Here is a 21,992-nt window from a genome sequence, read left to right on the forward strand (position 1 = left end):
TTCCTTTTTGTTTTGAGGGTTTCTTCGTGCCGCACTGGCTGCAATTGATGATGGATTCACTTCCCACGCTTCTGTGGGCCGGGGTGAAGTTCACGATACCGCTGACGCTTCTATCCTTCGTCTTAGGCCTGGCGCTCGGACTTGCAACAGCGGTGGCGCGGCTCTTCGGGCCCTCACCAATTGCTCTCCTCGCACGCTTCTATGTGTGGGTGATCCGCGGAACGCCGCTACTGGTCCAGCTCTTCGTCATTTTCTACGGGCTGCCGAGCATCGGCGTTCTTCTCGATGCTTTTCCAGCAGCACTCATCGGCTTCACTCTCAATGTCGGCGCCTACACATCCGAAATCATTCGCGCAGCGATCTCTTCCGTACCGAAAGGTCAGTGGGAAGCCGCCTTCTCGACCGGCATGAGCTGGCGCCAGGCGATGCAACGTACGATCTTGCCGCAGGCTGGGCGCGTTGCCGTACCCCCTTTATCGAACACCTTTATCTCGCTGGTAAAAGACACCTCGCTTGCCGCCGCCATCACCGTGCCGGAACTCTTTCAATCCGCCCAGCGCATTGTTGCCACGACCTACGAGCCGTTGATCCTCTATATCGAAGCAGCCCTCATTTATCTCGCCATGAGCTCTGTCCTCTCGGCGCTGCAAGCGCGACTTGAAGCCCGCTTTGCCCGATATGGCGGCATGATGGAGAGCAACCGATGATCGAACTCAACAGCATTGAAAAGCGCTTCGGCGACGCCGTGATCCTGAAGGACATCACGCTCAGCTTTCCCGAAGGCAGCGTGACGGCTCTGGTCGGGCCTTCCGGCGGCGGCAAGAGTACGCTTCTGCGCTGCATCAACCTGCTTGAACTGCCAAGCGAAGGGACGGTACGGATCGGCACGGATAGCGTCTCTTTCCATCACGGTCGTAAAGTCGCATGGCAGGAGATCCAGAAAATCCGCCGTCAGACAGGCATGGTGTTCCAGAACTTTCAACTCTTCCCGCACAGAACCGCGATCGAGAACGTCATGGAAGGCCTGCTCGTCGTACAAAAATGGCCGATGGAAAAGGCTCGTGCGAGAGCGATGGAGCTTTTGACCAAGGTGGGCATGGCGCACAAGGCAGCTGCCTGGCCTGCGAACCTGTCGGGTGGCCAGCAGCAGCGCGTCGCTATTGCCCGTGCGCTAGCGCCCTCGCCAAAGGTACTGCTCTGCGACGAACCCACCTCCGCGCTGGATCCGGAATTGTCGGCGGAAGTGGTCGAGGTATTGGGGCAACTGGCGCGAGAAGGCACGACCATGGTCATGGCCACGCATGATCTGCGCCTCGCTTCGAAAATCGCCGGTCTTGTGGTGTTTCTGGAAGCCGGCAAGGTGGTTGAGACAGGCAGTTCCGACGCTATCTTCCGCAGTCCGCAGCAGGAACGGACGCGCCGCTTCGTCTCCTCCATCAACGCGGCTCAGACGCTGTCATAAGGCTCTTTCCAAAGCCTCATGCTCTTTGTGTCTACGCACGGCGCTCCCGTCTCTAGCTCCGCTCGACACCTTCCGCGCGCGCCCTGGTGCGCTCGAGCTAACGCGCCCCCAGCGGCCGCATTGCGCGCCAGCTCGTCGTGTCAAATCTGCGTGAGAATGACGGGAAGACGGCTGCACGGACGTCCGTGATATTGCGCGGCATCTTTTTATAAGCATCTATAACGACACGCATATTATACATCATTAAAATAATGAGAGCGGAATATGCGCTGACGCAAGAAACCGCTTGATTTTAAAAACGAACGTTCGTACTTAAATTTTCTCAAAGGACGTTCCATGGCCAGAACCCGTAAGATCAGCACCGATGATATTCTCGACGCAGCCGAGCGCGTTGTCATGCGCGACGGCGCAGCGGGCCTTTCTATCGACGCGGTGGCTCAGGAGGCCGGTGTCAGCAAGTCGCGGGTGGTCTATGATCACAAGTCGAAAAGCGCGCTTCTGGAAGCTCTCATCGATCGGCACATGTCTGCGGAGGAGACCCGCGTTCGCGAAGCCGTCGGTTCGCACAGCAAGGCTCCTCACCCCGAGCTTTTCGGCCGGATCAGCCTTGCAGAGGAGGCGCCGGACGATATTGATCGAGCTGTGTGTTTTGCTATTTCCGCCGCCATGTCCAGCGAGGAAAATGTTCACGAGCGCATGCGGGCATGGACGAAGGCCGACCTGGAGGCCATGAAAGCCGGACCGCGCCCGAAAGCGGCTCTTCTCGCCTACCTTGCCCTGACGGGTCTCTGTTGCATGGAACTGTTCGATTTCCACCGTTGGGAGACCAGCGAGAGACACGAGATCCTCGACGGCATCAAAGACATCTACGCCTCCCTACCCGATAAAAAATGACGATCGCTCGATAGCGATGAAGACGAGGACTTTATAAAATGCTGAGCAGAAAAGCTTTGCCCCGCCTTGCAAGCCTGTTCCTTGGCGGCATGATCATGCTGTCGGGTCCGTCGCTGCACGCGCAGGAAGGTGGCATGCAGATGCCGCCGCCCGCGGTCGGCGTTCTTGAGTTGAAGACGCGCGCTGTCCCGGTGGTCAACGAGCTGCCAGGCCGCGTCGCCGCCACGCGTGTGGCGGAAGTGCGCGCCCGGGTTTCCGGCATTCTTCTGGAGCGCGTCTTCCAGCAGGGCACGCTGGTGCAGAAGGGCGACGTTCTCTATCGCATCGATCCGAAGCTCTTCAAGGTCCGGGTGGAAAGCGCTCAAGCAGCGCTGCAGCGTGCGCAGGCAACGCAGGCCAATGCCCGCCAGCAGCTTGAACGCCAGAAGACGCTGCGTGAACGCAACGTTGCGACCGGTATCGAATACGACACAGCCGCTGTAAACCTTGCGCAGGCGGATGCCGATGTCGCGCTTCAGCAGGCGGCGCTCGATGAAGCAAAGATCAACCTCGACTATACGGAAGTCCGCGCGCCCATCACCGGCATCATCGGCGCGGCACTGGTGACCGAAGGCGCGTTGGTGACGGCTGACGGAGCGCAGAACCTTGCGCTAATCCAGCAGATCGACCCCATCTATGCCGACTTCACCCAATCGGCACAGGACATGCTGGCGCTGAAGCGCGCCGTCGAAGAGGGTAAGCTGGCAAGCCCCGCCCCGGACCAAGCAAGCGTCCGCCTCGTCTTCGATGACGGAACCGTGTATGCCGATGCCGGCCGCCTGCTGTTTGCCAGCGCCAGCGTCGATGCTACCACCGGTCAGGTGACGCTGCGTGCGGAGTTCCCGAATGCCAAGCGCAATCTTCTGCCGGGAATGTATGTGCGTGTGCGCATCGAACAGGCCGTGCGTCAGGACGCCATCACCATTCCCCAGCGCGCCGTTCTTCGCAACGCCGAGGGCAAGCCGATGGTCTATGTCGCCAAGGAAGACGGCACCGCCGAAGCTCGCCCCATCGAACTCGGACAGGCTGTCGATACGGAATGGGTTGTCGAAAAGGGCCTGTCGGCCGGCGAGAAGATCATCGTCGACGGCGCACAGAAAGTTCAGCCGGGCGGCAAGATCGCTGCAGAACCCTGGCAGCCGCAGCAGCCTGCCGATGCAGCCGCGCAAGCGCCAAAGCAGTAAGGTCACCTCATGGCACAGCTATTCATCAGACGGCCGATCCTTGCCTGGGTCTTTGCGCTGTTCATCTCGATTGCCGGCGTCATTGCCATTCCTTTCCTGCCGATCGCGCAGTATCCAAAGGTGGCGCCACCGCAGCTGACGATCTCGACCAGCTATCCCGGTGCCTCGCCGCAGGAAATCTATCAAGGCGTGACCCGTCTCATCGAAGACGAGTTGAACGGTGTCGAAGGCCTGATGTACTTCGAATCGACGTCAGATACATCAGGCCAGGTGTCGATCAACGCCACGTTCGAAGCCGGAACCAACATCAACCAGGCATCGGTCGATGTGCAGAACGCCATCCGCCGTGTAGAAGCCCGCCTTCCCCGGGCCGTGGCGTCCCAGGGCGTGACCGTTGAAGAAGCCTCCTCCGGCTTCCTCATGTTCATCACGCTCACCTCCACCGATGGCACGATGGACGAGGTGGCGCTTGGCGACTACCTCAACCGAAACGTTCTGGGTGAACTGCGCCGTATCGACGGGGTCGGCCGTGCGCAGCTCTTCTCCGCCCAGCGGGCCATGCGCGTCTGGATCGACGCCGACAAACTCGTTGGCCTCAACCTCACGGCCGCCGATATCAACAACGCGATTACTGCACAAAACGCTCAGGTCGCTGCCGGCCAGATCGGCGCGGCCCCGAACCCCGTTTCCCAGGACCTGACGGCGACGGTTCTCGTCAAAGGTCAGCTCACCGACACCAAGGAATTCGGCAATATCGTGTTGCGCGCCAATCCGGATGGCAGCTCTGTGCGTCTGAGGGATGTCGCCCGCATCGAACTCGGTGCGGAAACCTACAACTTTTCCAGTCGCCTGAACGGCCAGCCGAGCGCTGCCGTCGGCATCCAGCTATCATCGACCGGCAACGCAGTCGCCACCTCGAAAGCGGTAACAGCCAAACTTGAAGAGCTTTCGCGCTTCTTCCCTTCAGGCGTTGCCTATAGCGTGCCTTACGATACCAGCCCATTCGTTTCTGCGTCGATCGAGAAGGTGCTGCACACGCTGGTCGAAGCCATCATTCTCGTTTTCGTGGTGATGTTCGTCTTCCTGCAGAACTTCCGCTACACCGTCATCCCGACACTCGTAGTGCCGGTGGCGCTGCTCGGCACCTGCGCCATCATGTATGCGACAGGGTTCTCCATCAACGTGCTGACCATGTTCGCCATGGTGCTTGCCATCGGCATTCTCGTCGACGACGCCATCGTCGTGGTCGAGAATGTCGAGCGCATCATGGCCGAAGAAGGTCTGTCTCCCAAGGCCGCGACGCAGAAGGCAATGCGCCAGATCACTGGCGCGATCCTCGGCATCACGCTGGTTCTCGCCTGCGTCTTCATTCCGATGGCCTTCTTCCCCGGGTCGACGGGCATCATCTACCGCCAGTTCAGCTTGACCATGGTGGTGTCGATCCTGTTCTCGGCATTCCTTGCTCTGTCGCTGACGCCAGCGCTCTGCGCCACTTTCCTGAAGCCAATTCCAAAGGGCCATCATGAGAAGCGCGGCATCGGCGGCTGGTTCAACCGCAAGTTCGACAGCCTGACGAACGGCTATACGAAGACTGCGACGGGTACGGCCAAACGGGCAGGCCGGATGATGGTGATCTATCTGGCACTGGTCGCCGGTCTTGGCTACCTCTTCATCAACCTGCCAAGCGCCTTCGTGCCGGATGAAGACCAGGGCTTCCTGATCGTCGATATCCAGGGTCCGCCAGAGGCCAGCGCCAACCGTACGCTGGCGTCCATCAAGCAGATCGAGACGATCTTCAAGGCAGACCCTGCCGTCAAGGACATCGTTGCAATCCAGGGATTCAGCTTCTCCGGCAACGGCGCCAACGCTGCCCTTGCCTTCGTGACACTGAAAGACTGGAGCGAGCGTGGTGCTGGCAATTCCGCGCAGGATATCGCCAACCGTGCCAACATGAAGCTCTTTGGCCTGAAGGATGCGACGACATTCGCCCTTTCGCCTCCGCCCATCGAAGGCTTCGGCACCTCCGGCGGCTTCTCCTTCCGTCTGCAGGACCGTAACGGCATTGGCCAGGCTGCACTGTCTGCCGCAGCCGCAGAACTGATGCAGAAGGCCAGCCAGAGCCCAATCCTCACCGGCATGCGTGTCGAAGGACTGCCGGATGCGGCCCAGGTGCTGCTGGTCATCGACCGCGAAAAGGCCAACACCTTTGGCGTGACCTTTGCGGATATCAACAACACCATCACCGCCAATCTCGGATCGTCCTATATCAACGACTTCCCGAATGCCGGTCGCATGCAGCGCGTCATTGTGCAGGCGCAGGACCGCGACCGCCTTCAGGTGGAAGACCTGCTGAAGCTCAATGTCCGCAACGCGAGCGGCGGCATGGTGCCCTTGAGTTCCTTTGCAATCGCCCAGTGGCAAAAGGGTTCTCCGCAGGTGGTGGGCTACAACGGCTATCCGACGATCCGTATTGCCGGCGCACCAGCGCCCGGCAATTCCACCGGCGCTGCCATCACCGAGATGGAACGCATCGCCTCGGAACTTCCGGCCGGTATCGGCTACGAGTGGACGGGTCAGGCGCTTGAGGAAATCAAGTCCGGCTCGCAGGCGCCGTTCCTGTTTGGTCTCAGCATTCTCTTCGTCTTCCTGCTTCTTGCAGGTCTATACGAAAGCTGGTCCATTCCGCTCTCGGTCATGCTGGTCGTGCCGCTCGGCATCATCGGCTCGGTGCTCGCCGTCATGGTTCGGGATATGCCGAACGACATCTACTTCAAGGTGGGTCTGATTGCGATCATTGGTCTGTCGGCTAAGAACGCGATCCTGATCGTCGAATTCGCCAAGGACTACTACGCTGAAGGTAAGTCGCTCCTGGATTCGGCAGTGCAGGCCGCACGCGTCCGCTTCCGCCCAATCATCATGACCTCGCTTGCCTTCACGCTCGGCGTCGTACCGCTGGCGATCGCAACAGGTCCAAGTGCGGCAAGTCAGAACGCCATCGGCACCGGTGTTCTGGGCGGCATGATCTCGGCCACTATCCTTGCCGTCTTCTTCGTGCCCGCCTTCTTCGTCTTTGTCCTGACGCTGATGCGCACCAAGCGGCCGGTCACGGAGCATGAGGAACAAAAGGAGGCTTCGCCGACGGCGCCCCAACCTCACTCGTCCTGAACAAGTTAGACTAAAACACAAACGCCGCGGATCGAAACATCCGCGGCGTTTTCGTTTTCGGGACCTCCCGATGGCACATTATTTTGCCGCAGCATCGTCTTCGACATGCGCAGCAATCTTTTCCAGAAGTGCATCGCGAATGCCGATGGCCTTCAGATGCTCTACAGTATTGAAGACATAATCGGCATTAGGTCCGGAACTGCCTTCGGCCGTGCGGATGATCGAGGCGGCATCATCCACTTCCAGTCCACCGACATATTGCGGGTGGCAAGGATCAGCCACATAGGTCAGGGCGTTGAGCCGCCGCCCGTCCTCAAGGCTCACCATGATCAGGCGTTCCTTGTAGACATTGGTCACCAGTTCCCGCTCTCGCAGGTAGTCAAGCACAGGCTTGCGGCCTGATGCCTTGACCCGGAAAGCAACGCCCAGGCACGAGCCGCCGCGTTCTAGCCCCAGCACCAGACCCGGTCTTTCCTCCGTTCCTCGGTAATGGTTGGAGCGAATGCAGAGCGCTCGCCTGTAGCCGAATAACCGCGCCCGCTGACGCTCCTCAAACGGGAAGCCGGGGTTCCACATCAGCGAACCGTAGCCAAAGACCCAAAAATCGTCCATATCGCACGCCAAATCACTATTCTACGCCGCTCAGCATTGGAGATCATCATGGCAACGTCAAGCCAATCCCGTACAGGCAGAAAATTCCTTTTTCTCGGGCTCGGCATCGTGCTTGTCATCGCCATCTACACGGCTGGCTGGTTTTATGCTGCCAAGCGGCTGGAAGAGACTGTGATCAAAGCAATCGCGCCCGGCGGCACGTCCAGCATTCAGGGCGAGTGCACCGATATGGCCTTCCGTGGCTATCCATTCCGTATCGGCCTCTTCTGCTCCAAGGTGAATGTCGAAGATACCAAAACAGGGGTCACGACGTCCTTCGGCGCTCTGCGTTCGGCGGCACAGGTCTACGCACCGGGCCATATCGTCTGGGAACTGGATTCACCGGCTGAAATCCGCACGCCGCATGGGTTGTCTGTATCGGCGCAATGGGCGGATCTACAATCGAGCCTCGTGACCAAGCTGAAGGGCATCGATCGCACCTCGCTGGTCATCAATGGGTTAAAGGCGCAAGCCATCTCATCCGTCACCAATCAGACCATCGACTTCGATGCGGCAAAGACCGAAGTCCATCTTCGCCAGAACGGTGCCGATCTCGACGGTGCCATAACGCTGAACGACGCCGCGACAGTCGTTCAGGGCTGGCCGCAGATTCTGCCGCGCCTTAACGCCATTGCCGATGTGACGCTCGCTGGCAAGGCTGGCATGATCGACGGCAGCGACACGACCGGGCTTTACGGCACGAGCGGCGAACTGCGCCGGGTGATGCTCGATATCGGCGAAGGTCGCATCATGCGCATCAGCGGCCCGTTTGCTTTCGACGATCAGGGCTATTTGTCGGGCAAGTTCAAGCTGGAGATCGAAAAGCTGGGTGACTGGGCCGACAACGCCAAGCAGGCTTTCCCGCAGCTTCAATCGACCATCGACACCGCCCGCAAGCTTCTTGGCGCACTCGCCGGCGGCGGTGATCGCACATCTGTCGATCTGGTGGTCGATCGCGGCCGCGCTACCGTGAGCGGCTTCATTCCACTCGGCAAAATTCCGCCGATCTAACGATCGGGGCTTCGTGTAGCCTTAAAAGGCGCTATTTCTTCTGGTCCAGTGTATGACGACCGAAATCCGGCGCATCGACGTCCTGGCCTGCCTGGACGATGGAGCGGCGGATATCGCGCGTGCGGGAGAAAAGCTCGAACAGCTTGTCGCCCTCGCCCCAGCGGATCGCGCGCTGGAGATAGGCAAGGTCTTCCGAGAAGCGCGCCAGCATCTCAAGGATCGCATCCTTGTTGTGCAGGCAGATGTCGCGCCACATGGTGGGATCTGAGGCCGCCAATCGGGTGAAGTCGCGAAAACCAGAAGCCGAGTATTTGATGACTTCCGATTCCGTCACCGTCGAAAGATCGTCCGCCGTACCGACGATATTATAGGCGATGATGTGAGGAAGATGCGAGACGATCGCCAGCACCTTGTCGTGGTGCTCCGGGTCCATCTCGTCCACGCGAGACCCGAGCGCCAGCCAGAAGCCCTTCAAGCGATCGAGAGCGGCAGCATCCGTGCCGGGCAGCGGCGTGAAGATGCACCAGCGATCGCGAAAGAGACCGGCGAAACCGGCATCCGGGCCGGATTTTTCCGTACCCGCCAGCGGGTGGCCGGGAATGAAGTGCACATGCTCTGGCATATGCGGGGCCATCTGGGCAATCACGGATGCCTTGGTCGAGCCGACATCGGTGACGATCGCGCCCGCCTTCAAGTGCGGCGCGATCTGCTTTGCCACCTCTTCGGATGCGCCGACGGGAACCGAGACGATAATGAGATCGGCGTCCCCCACCGCATCGGCGACCGAGACAGTGTAGGAGGTGCCGAGTTCCAGTTCCTCGGCACGTTTCAGCGTTTCTTCCCGACGCGTCGAGATCACGACCTCGCGTGCAAGGCCGAGCTCCCTGATGTCGCGAGCGATCGACGAACCGATGAGGCCGATGCCGATCAGCGCGATCCGTTCAAACAGAATGTCTGCCATCACGCCTGACCCATGAACTCTCTGAGCGCGGCGATAACGCCGAGATTAGCCTCTTCCGAGCCGACCGTCATGCGAAGCGCGTTGGCAAAGCCATAGCCACGCACAGCGCGCAGGATATAGCCACGGCGGCTCAGGAATTCGTCCGCATCGGCGGCGCGCTTACCATCCTCATCCGGGAAGTGGATGAGAACGAAGTTGGTAACCGAGGGCGTGACCTTCAGGCCGAGTTCGGTGAAGACCGAGGTTAGCCTGTCGAGCCAGAGCAGGTTATGCGCCACGGCCTGCTGCATGAAAGCCTGGTCGCGAATGGCTGCAGCGCCAGCGGCAATTGCAGGCGCATTCATGTTGAACGGACCGCGCACGCGGTTCAGCGCATCGATGATAGCAGACGGCGCATACATCCAGCCGACGCGCAGTGCTGCCAGCCCGTAGACCTTGGAGAAGGTGCGGGTCATGACCACGTTTGCGTTGCCGGAAACGAGCTCAAGGCCTGCCTCGTAATCGTTCTTGCGCACATATTCGGCGTAAGCTGCATCGAGAACGAGGATGACGTTGTTCGGCAGCGTCGCCTGGAGCCGGCGGATTTCGGAGACCGGAACGTAGGTGCCTGTCGGATTGCCAGGGTTGGCGATGAACACCATCTTCGTGTTTGCCGTTACCGCATCGAGAATCGCGTCGACATTGACCGTGCAGTCGGTTTCCTTGACGGTGACCGGCGTTGCGCCTGCCCCCATGATCTGGATCTTGTAGACCAGAAAGCCATGCTCGGTGATGATCGCTTCGTCACCCGCACCGAGATAAACGTGGCAGAGCAGGCCGAGCAGTTCATCAGAACCATTGCCGCAGATGATGTTGGCCGGGTTCAGGCCATGAACATCGGCAATCGCCTGACGCAGCGCAACCGCTTGGCCATCCGGGTAGATTTCCAGATTGGAAGCTGCCGCCTTGAAAGCCTCGATCGCCTTCGGGCTTGCGCCAAGCGGTGTTTCGTTGGAGGAGAGCTTATAGACCTTCGCAACGCCGTCCACATGCTCCTTACCCGGAACATAAGCGGCGATATCCAGGATGCCTGGACGCGGAACAGGTTGGTTAAGCTCTGCACTCATTTCATCGACCTTCGGAAAAGTGCCGGGAAATCCGGCCTGACAATGCCGAAGGCATTAGACTGGAAGCGGCTCTTTGTCGAGTATCAGCGCGTCTTTTGCTGCTCGCGGCCATGCGTCAAGGTTGTCCGGGTGCTGGGCACGCCCTGCGGCGCAAGCACCGGCACGAAGACACGGCGGGACGCACGCTGCGTCACCGGCAGTCCCTGGTAGAGACGCTTTTGCGCCTCGACGATGATGACGCCGGAAAAGACCGGCCACAGTCTGCGCCCCATCGTTTCCATGTAGCGGCGAAATTTCAACACCGATCGCACTTTGGACGGTGGGAAGAACAGCGCTTCGGAAGAGGCGCCGGGGGTGAAGTTCGTCTCGCGCAGAAGGGCCGTCAACTGGCTGCGGGAATAGGGGCGTCCAGAACCGAAAGGCGTATGCTCCATACGCGCCCATACCCCGCGCCGGTTCGGCACCACGATCACAAGACGCCCGCCCGGCGCAAGCACCCGCCACAGTTCCTTCAGTGCCTCGCGCGGATTTTCGACGAATTCCAGCGAGTGGATCATCAACACGCGATCGATGGACGAATCGGGCAGCGGCAGTTCCTCATCGAAGACCAGCGCTGTAGAGGACAGCTCGCCTGCCGGCCAATTCACCGCGCCCTGCCCGGCCGGCATGAAGGCAAAGGTGCGCTCGGTATCGTGACGAAACCGGTCAAGAAACGGCACCGCATAGCCGAGCCCGACCAGACGTTCGTCCGGCAAGGACGGCCAGAGCGTCGCTAGCGCCATGGTGATCGCCTGTTCGGCAGATCGGCCAAGCGGGGAATGATAAAATTCGCGCAGATCGACGATATCGGTGTTCATGGCTGGAATGTAGCGGCTGTAGAGCGGACTTCAAGCTTGGACTTCAAGCGCCCGTCACCTAAATAGAGGAGATAGATTTGATGCGAAATAAGGGAGCGAACCATGAAGCCGCTGGATATCGAAGTCTTTCAATGCCGCAGCGATAATTTCGGCGTGCTTTTGCACGATGGCGAAAGCGGCACGACGATCTCCATCGACGCACCGGAAGAAACGCCGATCCTGGACGCCCTCAATCGCCGCGGCTGGCAGTTGACCCATATCTTCACCACCCATCACCATCAGGATCACGTGGACGCCAATCTCGCATTAAAAGAGCGCTTCCACTGCGAAATCCGCGGGCCGCATGATGAGGCGATCGCCATTCCCGGCCTCGACAAGACTGCAGCTGATGGCGACGAATTCGAGATTGCCGGACGCCGCGTACAGATCATTGCCACACCTGGGCATACGGCAGGACATATCTGCTACTATTTCCCTGACGATGGCTTGCTCTTTGCAGCCGATACGCTGTTTGCCATGGGCTGCGGCCGCCTGTTCGAGCGCCCAGCCGCCGATATGTGGCACTCGTTCCAGAAGCTGATGGTTTTGCCGGACGATACGCAAGTTTATTTCGGCCATGAGTACACGCTTTCGAATGCGCGCTTCGCGGTCACCGTCGATCCAGAGAACGAGGCATTGACGCGCCGCCTGAGCGAAGTCGAAGCACTGCGCAACGAGGGCCGCTTCACCATTCCCACGACCATCGCGCTCGAGAAGCAGACCAACCCCTATATGCGCGTGGCTGACTCCAGCATTCGCGCTCATCTTGGCTTGGAAAGTGCGACGGACGAAGATGTCTTTGCTGAGATCAGAGCCCGCAAGGACAAGTTCTGATGGCAGCCGTACAGTCTGCTGCCGCCATTATCGCCGCACTTAATCTTGAGCCACATCCCGAAGGCGGCTTTTATCGCCAGACCTTTCGCGATTCCAATGGTGGAGAGCGCGGCCACTCGACGGCGATCTACTATCTGCTCGAAAGGGGTCAGCGCTCGCACTGGCACAAGGTGGTCGACGCAGTGGAGGTCTGGCACTACTACGCCGGAGCACCGCTATCGCTCCATTTGTCTGAAGACGGCAAAAGTGTTTCGACCGTTCGGCTTGGCCCTGCGGTAATGGACGGTGAGCAGCCGCAGGCAATCGTTCCGGCGAGCTGGTGGCAGGCGGCAGAAAGCCTCGGCGACTTTACGCTGGTTGGCTGCACGGTAGCGCCGGGCTTCGTCTTCGACAGTTTCGTGATGGCGGAACCCGGCTGGGAGCCGGGTTAAGGAGCCTTTGTTTAAAAGCGATCAGCCGCCATATTTGGTCGCAGTGATGTAGACTTGGCCGACCTTTGTCGGGATGCGCGCATAGACCGGCGCATAAACATCCATGGTGTTTGCCTTGGCAAACCACACTTCCATGGAGATCGACTTCAGATATTCGATATCCTTGCGGCCCTTTCGGAAGCCGGATTTCGGAACGTAGCGCATGTTGCAGACGACAGCGTCGCCGGCAAAGCCATTGGTCTTGAACGGCTTGGTGCCGCTGGAGCTCAACACCAGATCAAGACGCGACTCACCGTCATAGATCGGCAAGCGGCTCGGGCAAATGCGCCCACCGACCGGGAAGATCAGCCCGGAGATCGGATCGAGCACCGAACGAAGATCGCGATCCCTCACGTCCACCCAATTATCCGGCCGAGATTTTGGCGCGGGATTGACGGTGGTGGAGGTAACGTTGCCATTGCGATACTGCACGTCGTATGTCCGCGTCCGCTTACCGTCCTTGTAGACCAGCGAGTATTCATTCGCTTGCAAGCGGTTGCCGCGCTTGGCGCCGGACACGGTTGTCTTGCCGGAAATGTCTTTGAGCACGCTGGCGATGCCCGCAGAGCTGAAAGAGCCGGAAATCGAATAGGTCGAGCCATTCATCTTGGTCGAGAAGTTGGCGCGCGCGATCGGCAATGGTCCAAGCGCGATCGAATACTCGCTGTCATGGCGCGATTCGGCGGCAACAGCCGGGGAAAGCCCGCAAAACACCAGCGTGGCCGCGGCAAAAAGTCTTTGTGCATTGACGATCATGGAGATATCACCTCGACGGCACCGAAAGCCGCGCATCTGCGGCGATCATATACGCCCACTTGTGGCAATAAAAAAGCGGAAGCCACAGCAAAACCGGTGAAATCGCGCACAAAAAGGCGCGAGCGGCTTGACTGCACCAACGGGTCTGACTATAGAACCGCAACTTTCCAATCATCGGCTGTTGGATTGCAAACCGGATTTTGCCGGAGAGCAGACTGACAGCCGCACAGTGACAACGAATAGGTGTACCCATGTCCCGTGTATGCGAATTGACCGGCAAGGGCGTCCAGACGGGCAACAACGTCAGCCACGCCAACAACAGAACCAAGCGCCGGTTCCTCCCGAACCTCTGCCAGGTGACCCTGATTTCCGATTCTCTCGGCCAGCGTTTCCGTCTGCGCGTTTCCGCAGCTGCTCTGCGCTCCGTTGAACATCGTGGTGGCCTCGATGCCTTCCTTCTGAAGTCTGACGAAAACGATCTGTCGATGCGCGCACGTCTGCTGCGTCGCCAGATCGCAAAGAAGACCGCTGAAGCCGCGTAATCGCAGCTCAGACGTCTATCCTTTTCAAAAGGCTTGAATGGCTCTGCCGCTCAAGCCTTTTGTATTTTGTGGAGGGCAGCCTTGTGCTTTGGCATCCGCTCTTCCCCCTTTTCACGCAAGGCTGCATAGCCGTCTGAGACGCTTGCAGCCTGCATATGTTTTCTCCAACTGGTGGCATCACCCAGGATAAAAAAATGCCTTACCTGCGCCAAACGCTCATCTATGTGTTGCTGATGACTCTCGTCGTCGTCGCATCCAATATTCTCGTTCAATATCCGCTGTCCGGTACGCTCTTCGGCATCAATCTCGGCGATTTGCTGACCTGGGGTGCATTCACCTATCCGGTCGCATTTCTCGTGACGGATCTAACCAACCGGCAGTTCGGTCCCTCCGTCGCGCGCCGCGTCGTGCTGGCAGGCTTTGTCGTCGGCGTGACGCTGTCCTTCTGGACCTCATTGCCGCGCATCGCGATTGCGTCCGGCACCGCCTACTTGATTGGCCAATTGCTCGACATCTCCGTCTTCAATCGTCTGCGTCGCCAGAGCTGGTGGCGCGCGCCGCTGGCGGGTTCAATGCTCGGCTCGGTTCTCGATACCGCCTTGTTCTTCTCGATCGCCTTTGCAGCAAGCTTCGCTTTCGTCGGTCCGAACGATGCTTTCGCCATTGAGAACGCGCCGATCCTCGGTATCTTCTCAGCCGAGGCACCGCGGTGGATATCCTGGGCGCTCGGAGATCTGTCGGTCAAGGTTCTGGTGGGTCTCGTCCTTTTGCTGCCCTATGGCGCTCTGATGAACACGCTGAAGCCCATGCCGCCAGCACGCTCGGCCTGAGCTAGTCTCACTTAATAGAAATCTGCCAGTTCGACATGAAACAGTGAAGGTTGATCGCCTTCGCTGCTTTTGTCGTTTGAAGCCGAAAGCGCCTTAAAACTTCAACCGCTCTCGGAAGAAGACGAACGCCACGAGAAGGCCTGTTGAAGCACCGATCAGCACATCGAGAAAGCGCGCGAGACCCGCAATCTGTGGCCCCATTAACAGCACCAGCATCGCGGATGCGCCAGCCTGGATTGGCACTACCGGCGGCATACCAAAGGCAACCGCGATCATCATAGCGATGAAAGTGGCTGACGCCATCCTGAGCTCTGCAAGTTCCGGCGGAATGACGAGCGCCAGTTCGCCGACCACAATGCCGACGGTGACACCGACGATCAGACCCATGCCTTGGCGAATCTGGCTTGGTATGCCTGGTGCCAGACAGATCAGGGCGCTGATTGCAGCAAAAACCGGCTGCTGATGGCCAAGCAGATGACGCGACGCCCAGAACGCAAAAGCGGCAGCCAAGGCTGCCGCAAGTGCACGGGTAAAAGCTGACTGGAGACGCTCGGCGATCAGCCTGAGCATCGATCAGTCCTTCTTGGACGGAACGACGCGCAGAGCCAGTTCGCGAAGCTGTGTCGGCGTTGCAGGCGACGGCGCGTTCATCAGAAGATCCTGCGCCTGCTGGTTCATCGGGAACAGCGTGATTTCGCGCAGGTTCTTCGCGCCGACCAACAGCATGACCACGCGGTCGATACCGAAGGCGCAACCGCCATGCGGAGGCGCGCCGTACTGGAAGGCACGGTAGAGACCGCCGAAACGCTCTTCCACGTCGCTCTGCGACAAACCGACCTTTTCGAACGCCTTGACCATAAGCTCCGGCGACTGGTTACGGATGGAACCGGAAGCGATCTCGAAGCCGTTGCAGACGGCGTCATACTGGTAAGCCTTGATCGACAGCGGATCATGACCGTCCAGCGCTTCCATACCGCCCTGCGGCATGGAGAAGGGGTTGTGGGCAAAATCGATCTTCTTGTCTTCCTCGTTGTATTCGAAGAAGGGGAAATCGACGATCCAGCACAGCTCGAAGCGGTCGCGATCGACGAGGTTCAATTCCTCGCCAGCGCGGGTGCGGGCCTCACCGGCAAACTTGTAGAACTTGGCAGGATCACCAGCCACGAAGAAGCAGGCATCCCCGGCTTCCAGGCCAAGCTGCGTGCGAAGCGCCTCGGTGCGCTCCTCGCCGATGTTCTTGGCGAGCGGACCGGAGCCTGCGATCTTGCCGTCCTCTTCCTTCCAGAAGATATAGCCGAGGCCAGGCTGGCCCTGGCCCTGCGCCCAGGCATTCATGCGGTCGCAGAAAGCGCGGCTGCCGCCGGTCTTGGCCGGGATTGCCCAAACTTCGACCTTTGGGTTCGACGCGATCATGTTTGCGAAGACCTTGAAGCCGGAACCGGCGAAATGCTCGGTTACCGCCTGCATGACGATCGGGTTGCGCAGGTCCGGCTTGTCGGAGCCGTATTTGCGGATCGCTTCGTCGTAAGGAATACGCGGCCATTCTTTCGTGACCGGCTTGCCTTCGGCAAACTGCTCCAGAACCGATGTCATCATCGGCTCCATGGTTGCCCAGACGTCTTCCTGGGTCACGAAGCTCATTTCCACGTCGAGCTGGTAGAACTCGCCTGGAAGGCGGTCGGCACGTGGGTCTTCATCGCGGAAGCAGGGCGCAATCTGGAAGTACCGGTCGAAACCGGCAACCATCAGAAGCTGCTTGTACTGCTGCGGCGCCTGCGGCAGGGCGAAGAATTTGCCTTCGTGAATACGGCTCGGCACGAGGAAGTCGCGCGCGCCTTCCGGCGAAGATGCCGTCAGGATCGGCGTCGTATACTCGGCAAAGCCAGCCTCGGCCATGCCGTTGCGCATGGCGGAGATGATCTGCGTGCGCTTGACGATGTTCTTGTGCAGCGTCTCGCGGCGAAGATCGAGGAAGCGATACTTCAGACGAACGTCTTCCGGATAATCCGGCTCACCGAAGACTGGCAGCGGCAATTCCTTGGCAACACCCAGGACTTCGATCTCTTGCGCGTAGAGTTCGATCTCGCCGGTTGCCATGCCCTTGTTGACGGTGTCTTCCGAACGCGCCTTCACCGTGCCGTCGATACGGATCACCCACTCGCCGCGCACCGTTTCAGCCGCCTTGAAAGCCGGGCTGTCCGGATCGGCAACCACCTGAGTGATGCCGTAATGGTCGCGAAGGTCGATGAAGAGAACGCCGCCATGGTCTCGAACGCGATGCACCCAACCGGAAAGACGAACGGTCTCGCCGACATGAGACTTGCGAAGAGCGGCACAGGTGTGGCTGCGGTAGCGATGCATGATGGTATCCTGAAGAAGGGTGTCATGGCCTCTGCGGCCGACTTTCGAAATTTGGCGGAAAAGCGCATGGCTGAATCGATTTGTCAAGGAAAAGCGCCACGCGCGCGGCTTCGCTGCCGCAGTAGATTGTCCTTAGAAACGCCACGGAGAGCCTGATCAGGGACAAAATACGGGTGAAGATGGACGATTGGCAGGGCAAAGCGCGAAGTAAAGCCGCCTCTCATATTGACATGCGGGCCCCAAAGGGAAAGTAAGACGGAGTGTTTTCCAGGACTGGCCGAACGTAATGATTGAAACGACAGCAGCACTCGCCGACGCCTGCAGGGAGCTGGCGAAATCGGAATTCGTCACCATCGATACAGAGTTTCTGCGCGAAACCACCTTCTGGCCGCAGCTCTGTCTCGTGCAGATGGCGAGCCCTACGCTTGAAGTGCTGGTAGACCCGATGGCGAAGGGGATCGATCTGACGCCGCTCTTCGAACTGATGGCAGATGCGAATGTCGTGAAGGTCTTCCACGCCGCCCGTCAGGACATCGAGATCATCTATCATCTCGGCGGTCTCATCCCGCATCCGATCTTCGATACCCAGGTCGCGGCCATGGTCTGCGGTTTCGGCGATTCGATTTCCTACGACCAGCTGGTGCAAAAAACCAAGAACGTCCAGATCGACAAATCATCGCGCTTCACCGATTGGAGCCGCCGTCCGCTTTCGGAAAAGCAGCTGGACTACGCGTTGGCCGACGTAACCCATCTGCGCGATGTCTATCTGGCGCTCAAGGCGCAGCTGGAGCGTGAAGGCCGTTCCTCCTGGCTCAAGGAAGAGATGGATATTCTCGAAGCGCGCGAAACCTATGACATGCATCCCGACGATGCATGGCTGCGACTGAAGTCGCGTCTGCGCAAGCCGACCGAGCTTGCCATTCTGAAATTCGTCGCGGCCTGGAGAGAGCGCGAGGCGCGCTCGCGCAACGTTCCCCGCTCCCGCGTGCTGAAGGACGATGCAATTTTTGAAATTGCGCAGCAGCAGCCGAAGGACGCAGAGGCGCTGTCGCGCCTGCGCACCATCCCAAAGGGTTGGGAACGCTCTACCTCTGGCACAGCCATCATCGAGACTGTCAATGCAGCGCTCGCCCTCCCCAAGGCGGACATGCCGCAGGCTCCGCGCCACAGCCATTCTCCGGAAGGCTCTGGCGCCGCGGTAGAATTGTTGAAAGTGCTCTTGAAGCTGACGGCGGACAAGCACGGCGTCGCCGCCAAGGTGATCGCCAACAGCGACGATCTCGACAAGATCGCGTCCGAAGGCGAGAAGGCCGAGGTTCAGGCGCTATCCGGCTGGCGGCGTGAACTTTTCGGTGAGCCTGCCTTGAAGCTCATCCGCGGAGAGGTCGCGCTGCGCTTTGCCGGCAAGAAGGTTGAGGCCGTGGAGATGCCCACTCAGGATCCGGGCACTGCATAACTCGTCGGCACAAGCCGGCCTCTTGCAAAACTGCCACAACTGCAGCTCTTCCTGAGAGATTGCTTAAACATCTCTTTTGGCGGCACCTGATCCGCATTATGATCCCGCACCGGAGGAATCGACCTGCTCACTTGGGAGGAAGTGGCACCCCACCCCTCTTTTAAGGGCAGACGATGAGAAAAATTCTGGCGATGCTGGACTATGTCGTGCTGTTTCTGGCGGTTGCCGGAAGCGGCGTGGTCTATGCATTCCTCGAATATGGCGGCGGTGCATTTATTGGGGCAACCTACGCCCTGTTCGCCTGCGCGCCGATTCTCGCCTTCGAACGTGGCCATATTCTCCCGGGCCTTTCCAAAAAGATCAGCATGCTGCCGACTCCCGCTTATATTGCGGTCGGAATGGTCGTGTATGTCATCCTCGTCTTTTGTGGATTCGGTCTCGGCGGCACCATTCTGTGGGCGACCGGCGTTCTTCCCACAAGCTGGGCGCGCGCCGTGCATGCGGAAATGCAGACGATGGTGTTTACGCTGGGTGTCTGCGCCATCATCGTCTTCATCATGCGTGTGCGCGAGCTCCTGGGACGCGACATCTTCATAGACCTGATCCTGGGACGCTATCGCAGGCCGGTCAGCGAAGAACGCGTCTTTCTCTTCATCGATCTCGTCGGTTCCACCTCCTTCGCCGAAACCCATGGAGACCTCAAGGCACAGGAGTTTCTAGGAGAGCTTTTCTCCGCCTATGCCGCTCCGGTCAGGAAACATGGCGGTGTCATAGACGACTATATCGGCGACGCGGCAATCATCACCTGGCCCTATCATCTTGCGATCCGTCGTGCGGCCTGCATCAACTGCGTCTTCGATATCCTGTCGCAAATCGAAAGCACACGCGCGACCTGGATCGCCAATTTCGGTACGGTTCCAAAACTCCGCTTCGCCATCCATGGCGGACCGGTGATTACCGCGGAAATTGGCGTGGACCATCACAAGATCACCTATTTTGGCGACACGGTGAACACGACAGCGCGGTTGGAATCGCTCAGCAAGATGCTTGGACACCCGATCCTGATATCGTCCGATCTTGCCCATCAACTTTTGCTCCCCAAGGGTATCAGAAGCGAATATCTCGGTGAACACGCAGTCAAAGGTCGTGGTCAGACCCTCGGTGTCTGCGCGCTCAGCCGCCAGCCGGCCTTATAAAAGAACATCGTCATCAAAGCTTCAAAGCGGTTTCGTGCGCCTGTCACAAAGCCCGCCTATCGGTCCGTTGCTCCTCTACAGCATCGGCCCGAAAATCGGAATCGATTTTCGGAAAGCACGATGCGTAGATTCAAAAAGTTAGAGCGTCCTTTTTGCGTCCTGAAAAACGCAAGGCGCTCTATGCAACAGACAGGTACGCTCCATGAAAAAAATCCTGCTTTCTTCAGCTGTTTTCCTCTCGCTCGGCACCCTTCATGCGGTTGCCGCTGAGAAAGAATTTCCGGCAAAGCTCGTGTCGCAGGCCGTTCTGCCAGCCAACACCATCATCCCCGCACCGACCGACGCCCCGGACTTTTTGAAAAGTGCAGGCAAGTTCACCACGGCGGACCGCAAGCGTGCGGACGGCATCGGCACCGTGCCGGGTAAGGATGGCGTTCGACCGACCGGCCTCTCCATGCCGTTTAACGGCCAGGCGATGCAAGGCTTCTCCGGCATCAAGGCGATGGAAGACGGGACCTACTGGAGCCTATCCGACAACGGCTTCGGCTCGAAGTTGAATTCCAGCGATGCGATGCTGATGCTTCACCATCTGAAGTTTGACTGGGATGCCGGCAATGTGAATGCGCTCGAGACGGTCTTTCTGTCCGATCCCGACAAGAAGGCTCCCTTCCCGATCGTCATGGAAGGATCGGACAAGCGCTATCTGACCGGTGCGGATTTCGATGTAGAGTCCATCCAGCCGGTCGCTGACGGTTTCTGGGTCGGCGAAGAATTCGGCCCCTACATTCTGAAGTTCACCCGCGACGGCAAGCTGACGGATGTCATTGCGACCAAAGCCGGCGACATCGACGTCAAGTCTCCGGATAACCCGATGCTTACGCTTCCCGGCAATCCTACGCAGAAGCTGCCTGCCTTCAACCTGAAGCGCTCCGGTGGCTTTGAGGGCATGGCGCTCTCCAAGGATGGCACGAAGCTTTACGGTCTGCTGGAGGGCCCTCTCTACACAGCAGATGGTCAGGTCGAAAAGACGCAAGACGGCGCAACGGGTCTGCGCATCATCGAACTCGATGTTGCCTCCAAGGCATGGACGGGTCGCACCTGGCTCTATCCTCTCGCTGAAGGCGGAGAAGCGATCGGCGACTTCAATATGCTGGACGACAGCACCGCACTGGTGATCGAGCGTGACAATGGCGCCGGCACGTCTGACAAGGCCTGCGCCGATCCCAAGAAGCCGGAGCCGAACTGCTTTGCAGCACCTGCCAAGTTGAAGCGCATCTACAAGATCGAGTTCAGCGACGCCAATGTCGGCAAGGTCGCCCGCAAGATCGGCTATATCGATCTGATGAATATCGCCGATCCAGACAAAAAGGCGAGCCAGGGTTCTGAAAACGGCATCTACACCATGCCGTTCGTGACGATCGAAAATGTCGATCGTGTCGATGCCAGCCATATCATCGTCGGCAACGACAACAACCTGCCCTTCTCGGCCGGTCGGGCACTGGACAAGGCAGACGACAACGAGTTCGTCATCCTCGACGTGAAAGATCTGCTTGACGCAAAGTGACGCGCTGGCAGATCACAAAACATCCAACGCCACCAGGTGGTGGTCAACAACCACCGGGTGGCGTTGGGGCTCTCAAGGCGCAAATGAGCACTCCGCGATGATCGATGACCTGCGCGCCTCATCCCTCCATCCCTGCGATCCTGCGCGCGACAGGCTTCCGCGCCGTCAGCATAGAGCCGGAAACGCCTAACGTGGTATTGCGTATTGTTCTGGCTGGAAGGGAACGGAATGTGGCAGCACGTGTCATGCGGTAAGTTATGCCGTTCACACCTTTGCGGCATTACGCGAGCTGCCGGCCCATTCATCAAGACGTCCTAGAGCCTTAGCCTATGCACACTTTGGTGCCCCCACCAGAGAGACCGCATCGCGAATTCCAAGGTTCGTTCCCTGCCCCCTGGACTGTGGACATGCTCCGCATCTCCGCACAGGATGAAGGTGCCAGCCACCAGGTGGGTGACAAGACGGTGATGGACGCGAAAACGCGAACTCCAGATAATCCGATCGATCCGCGCAGTTTGACGGACGTCGTCACGCTCATGCTGGAGCCGCGGGATAGCCGAGGCATCCGCGTAGTCCGGCGTGTCAGCAAGGGTTGCAACGATGCGATATCGCCC

At 59.1% G+C, this 21,992-nt stretch carries 21 protein-coding genes; 13 read left to right on the plus strand and 8 right to left on the minus strand.

Translation table 11 applies throughout. The features are described 5' to 3' along the window. Positions 1-26 precede the first annotated feature (26 nt). The 5 genes from WKI41_RS09840 (at position 27) to WKI41_RS09860 (ending at position 6,744) form a co-directional block, all read left to right on the plus strand. Complete coding sequence (locus tag WKI41_RS09840) at positions 27-707, plus strand: ABC transporter permease subunit (protein ID WP_340193307.1); 681 nt, start codon at positions 27-29, stop codon at positions 705-707. Then, a complete protein-coding gene (locus tag WKI41_RS09845; protein WP_340193308.1) occupies positions 704-1,462 on the plus strand; it encodes an amino acid ABC transporter ATP-binding protein in 759 nt (252 codons plus the stop codon). Before WKI41_RS09840 ends, WKI41_RS09845 begins: the two co-directional genes overlap by 4 nt. A 336-nt stretch (positions 1,463-1,798) precedes the next feature. Further along, on the plus strand, positions 1,799-2,356 hold the full coding sequence (locus tag WKI41_RS09850; RefSeq protein ID WP_340193309.1) for a TetR/AcrR family transcriptional regulator: 558 nt from the start codon (positions 1,799-1,801) through the stop codon (positions 2,354-2,356). An 89-nt stretch (positions 2,357-2,445) separates the two neighbouring features. Next, positions 2,446-3,579, plus strand: coding sequence for an efflux RND transporter periplasmic adaptor subunit (locus tag WKI41_RS09855; protein ID WP_340193665.1), 1,134 nt, complete (start codon positions 2,446-2,448; stop codon positions 3,577-3,579). A gap of 9 nt (positions 3,580-3,588) precedes the next feature. Beyond that, complete coding sequence (locus WKI41_RS09860) at positions 3,589-6,744, plus strand: multidrug efflux RND transporter permease subunit (protein WP_340193310.1); 3,156 nt, start codon at positions 3,589-3,591, stop codon at positions 6,742-6,744. Between the two features lie 78 nt (positions 6,745-6,822). Here WKI41_RS09860 and WKI41_RS09865 read toward each other — a convergent pair whose 3' ends face one another. Next, a complete protein-coding gene (locus tag WKI41_RS09865; RefSeq protein WP_340193311.1) occupies positions 6,823-7,356 on the minus strand; it encodes a gamma-glutamylcyclotransferase in 534 nt (177 codons plus the stop codon). Between the two features lie 48 nt (positions 7,357-7,404). On the opposite strand from WKI41_RS09865, the gene WKI41_RS09870 reads away from it, so the two are divergent. After that, on the plus strand, positions 7,405-8,406 hold the full coding sequence (locus tag WKI41_RS09870; protein ID WP_340193312.1) for a DUF2125 domain-containing protein: 1,002 nt from the start codon (positions 7,405-7,407) through the stop codon (positions 8,404-8,406). A 31-nt stretch (positions 8,407-8,437) separates the two neighbouring features. Here the strand turns inward: WKI41_RS09870 and WKI41_RS09875 are convergent, their stop codons facing one another. The 3 genes from WKI41_RS09875 to WKI41_RS09885 all read right to left on the minus strand — a co-directional run bounded on the left by WKI41_RS09875 (position 8,438) and on the right by WKI41_RS09885 (position 11,330). Beyond that, positions 8,438-9,367 (minus strand): prephenate/arogenate dehydrogenase family protein, encoded by a 930-nt coding sequence (locus WKI41_RS09875; protein WP_340193313.1) that lies wholly within the window; start codon positions 9,365-9,367, stop codon positions 8,438-8,440. Next, a complete protein-coding gene (hisC, locus tag WKI41_RS09880) occupies positions 9,367-10,473 on the minus strand; it encodes a histidinol-phosphate transaminase (protein WP_340193314.1) in 1,107 nt (368 codons plus the stop codon). The genes WKI41_RS09875 and hisC overlap by 1 nt, the downstream gene beginning before the upstream one ends. Positions 10,474-10,556: 83 nt before the next feature. Then, the gene (locus WKI41_RS09885; protein WP_340193315.1) at positions 10,557-11,330 is read right to left on the minus strand and encodes a class I SAM-dependent methyltransferase; all 774 of its coding nucleotides are present in this window, start codon (positions 11,328-11,330) and stop codon (positions 10,557-10,559) included. 102 nt (positions 11,331-11,432) lie between these two features. Between WKI41_RS09885 and gloB the strand changes: the two genes are divergently transcribed. Both gloB and WKI41_RS09895 read left to right on the plus strand, forming a co-directional pair. After that, positions 11,433-12,203: a hydroxyacylglutathione hydrolase gene (gene gloB, locus WKI41_RS09890; RefSeq protein ID WP_340193316.1), complete on the plus strand. Its 771-nt coding sequence runs from the start codon at positions 11,433-11,435 to the stop codon at positions 12,201-12,203. Continuing rightward, positions 12,203-12,634: a cupin domain-containing protein gene (locus WKI41_RS09895; RefSeq protein WP_340193317.1), complete on the plus strand. Its 432-nt coding sequence runs from the start codon at positions 12,203-12,205 to the stop codon at positions 12,632-12,634. The genes gloB and WKI41_RS09895 overlap by 1 nt, the downstream gene beginning before the upstream one ends. 21 nt (positions 12,635-12,655) lie before the next feature. Here WKI41_RS09895 and WKI41_RS09900 read toward each other — a convergent pair whose 3' ends face one another. Then, complete coding sequence (locus WKI41_RS09900) at positions 12,656-13,429, minus strand: DUF3108 domain-containing protein (protein ID WP_340193318.1); 774 nt, start codon at positions 13,427-13,429, stop codon at positions 12,656-12,658. A 251-nt stretch (positions 13,430-13,680) separates the two neighbouring features. On the opposite strand from WKI41_RS09900, the gene rpmB reads away from it, so the two are divergent. Together rpmB and WKI41_RS09910 are read left to right on the plus strand one after the other, a co-directional pair. Next, the gene (rpmB, locus tag WKI41_RS09905; protein WP_062427600.1) at positions 13,681-13,971 is read left to right on the plus strand and encodes a 50S ribosomal protein L28; all 291 of its coding nucleotides are present in this window, start codon (positions 13,681-13,683) and stop codon (positions 13,969-13,971) included. Between the two features lie 194 nt (positions 13,972-14,165). Continuing rightward, entirely contained in the window at positions 14,166-14,801 is a 636-nt protein-coding gene (locus WKI41_RS09910) for a queuosine precursor transporter (protein WP_340193319.1), read from the plus strand. 93 nt (positions 14,802-14,894) lie between these two features. Here the strand turns inward: WKI41_RS09910 and WKI41_RS09915 are convergent, their stop codons facing one another. Beyond that, a complete protein-coding gene (locus tag WKI41_RS09915; protein ID WP_340193320.1) occupies positions 14,895-15,371 on the minus strand; it encodes an FUSC family protein in 477 nt (158 codons plus the stop codon). Positions 15,372-15,374: 3 nt separating this feature from the next. After that, positions 15,375-17,162 (minus strand): aspartate--tRNA ligase, encoded by a 1,788-nt coding sequence (gene aspS / locus WKI41_RS09920; protein ID WP_340193321.1) that lies wholly within the window; start codon positions 17,160-17,162, stop codon positions 15,375-15,377. Positions 17,163-17,448: 286 nt separating this feature from the next. On the opposite strand from aspS, the gene rnd reads away from it, so the two are divergent. The 3 genes from rnd (at position 17,449) to WKI41_RS09935 (ending at position 21,378) form a co-directional block, all read left to right on the plus strand. Further along, positions 17,449-18,618 carry a ribonuclease D gene (rnd, locus tag WKI41_RS09925; protein ID WP_340193322.1) on the plus strand — a complete coding sequence of 390 codons (1,170 nt, stop codon included), beginning with the start codon at positions 17,449-17,451 and terminating at the stop codon, positions 18,616-18,618. Between the two features lie 173 nt (positions 18,619-18,791). Then, positions 18,792-19,814 carry an adenylate/guanylate cyclase domain-containing protein gene (locus WKI41_RS09930; protein ID WP_340193323.1) on the plus strand — a complete coding sequence of 341 codons (1,023 nt, stop codon included), beginning with the start codon at positions 18,792-18,794 and terminating at the stop codon, positions 19,812-19,814. 202 nt (positions 19,815-20,016) lie between these two features. Further along, the gene (locus tag WKI41_RS09935; RefSeq protein ID WP_340193324.1) at positions 20,017-21,378 is read left to right on the plus strand and encodes an esterase-like activity of phytase family protein; all 1,362 of its coding nucleotides are present in this window, start codon (positions 20,017-20,019) and stop codon (positions 21,376-21,378) included. 314 nt (positions 21,379-21,692) lie between these two features. Here WKI41_RS09935 and WKI41_RS21735 read toward each other — a convergent pair whose 3' ends face one another. Next, entirely contained in the window at positions 21,693-21,980 is a 288-nt protein-coding gene (locus WKI41_RS21735) for an FAD-dependent monooxygenase (RefSeq protein WP_425341017.1), read from the minus strand. Between the last annotated feature and the right edge of the window lie 12 nt (positions 21,981-21,992).

The organism is Agrobacterium larrymoorei, from assembly GCF_037722385.1.
Classification (GTDB): domain Bacteria; phylum Pseudomonadota; class Alphaproteobacteria; order Rhizobiales; family Rhizobiaceae; genus Agrobacterium; species Agrobacterium larrymoorei_C.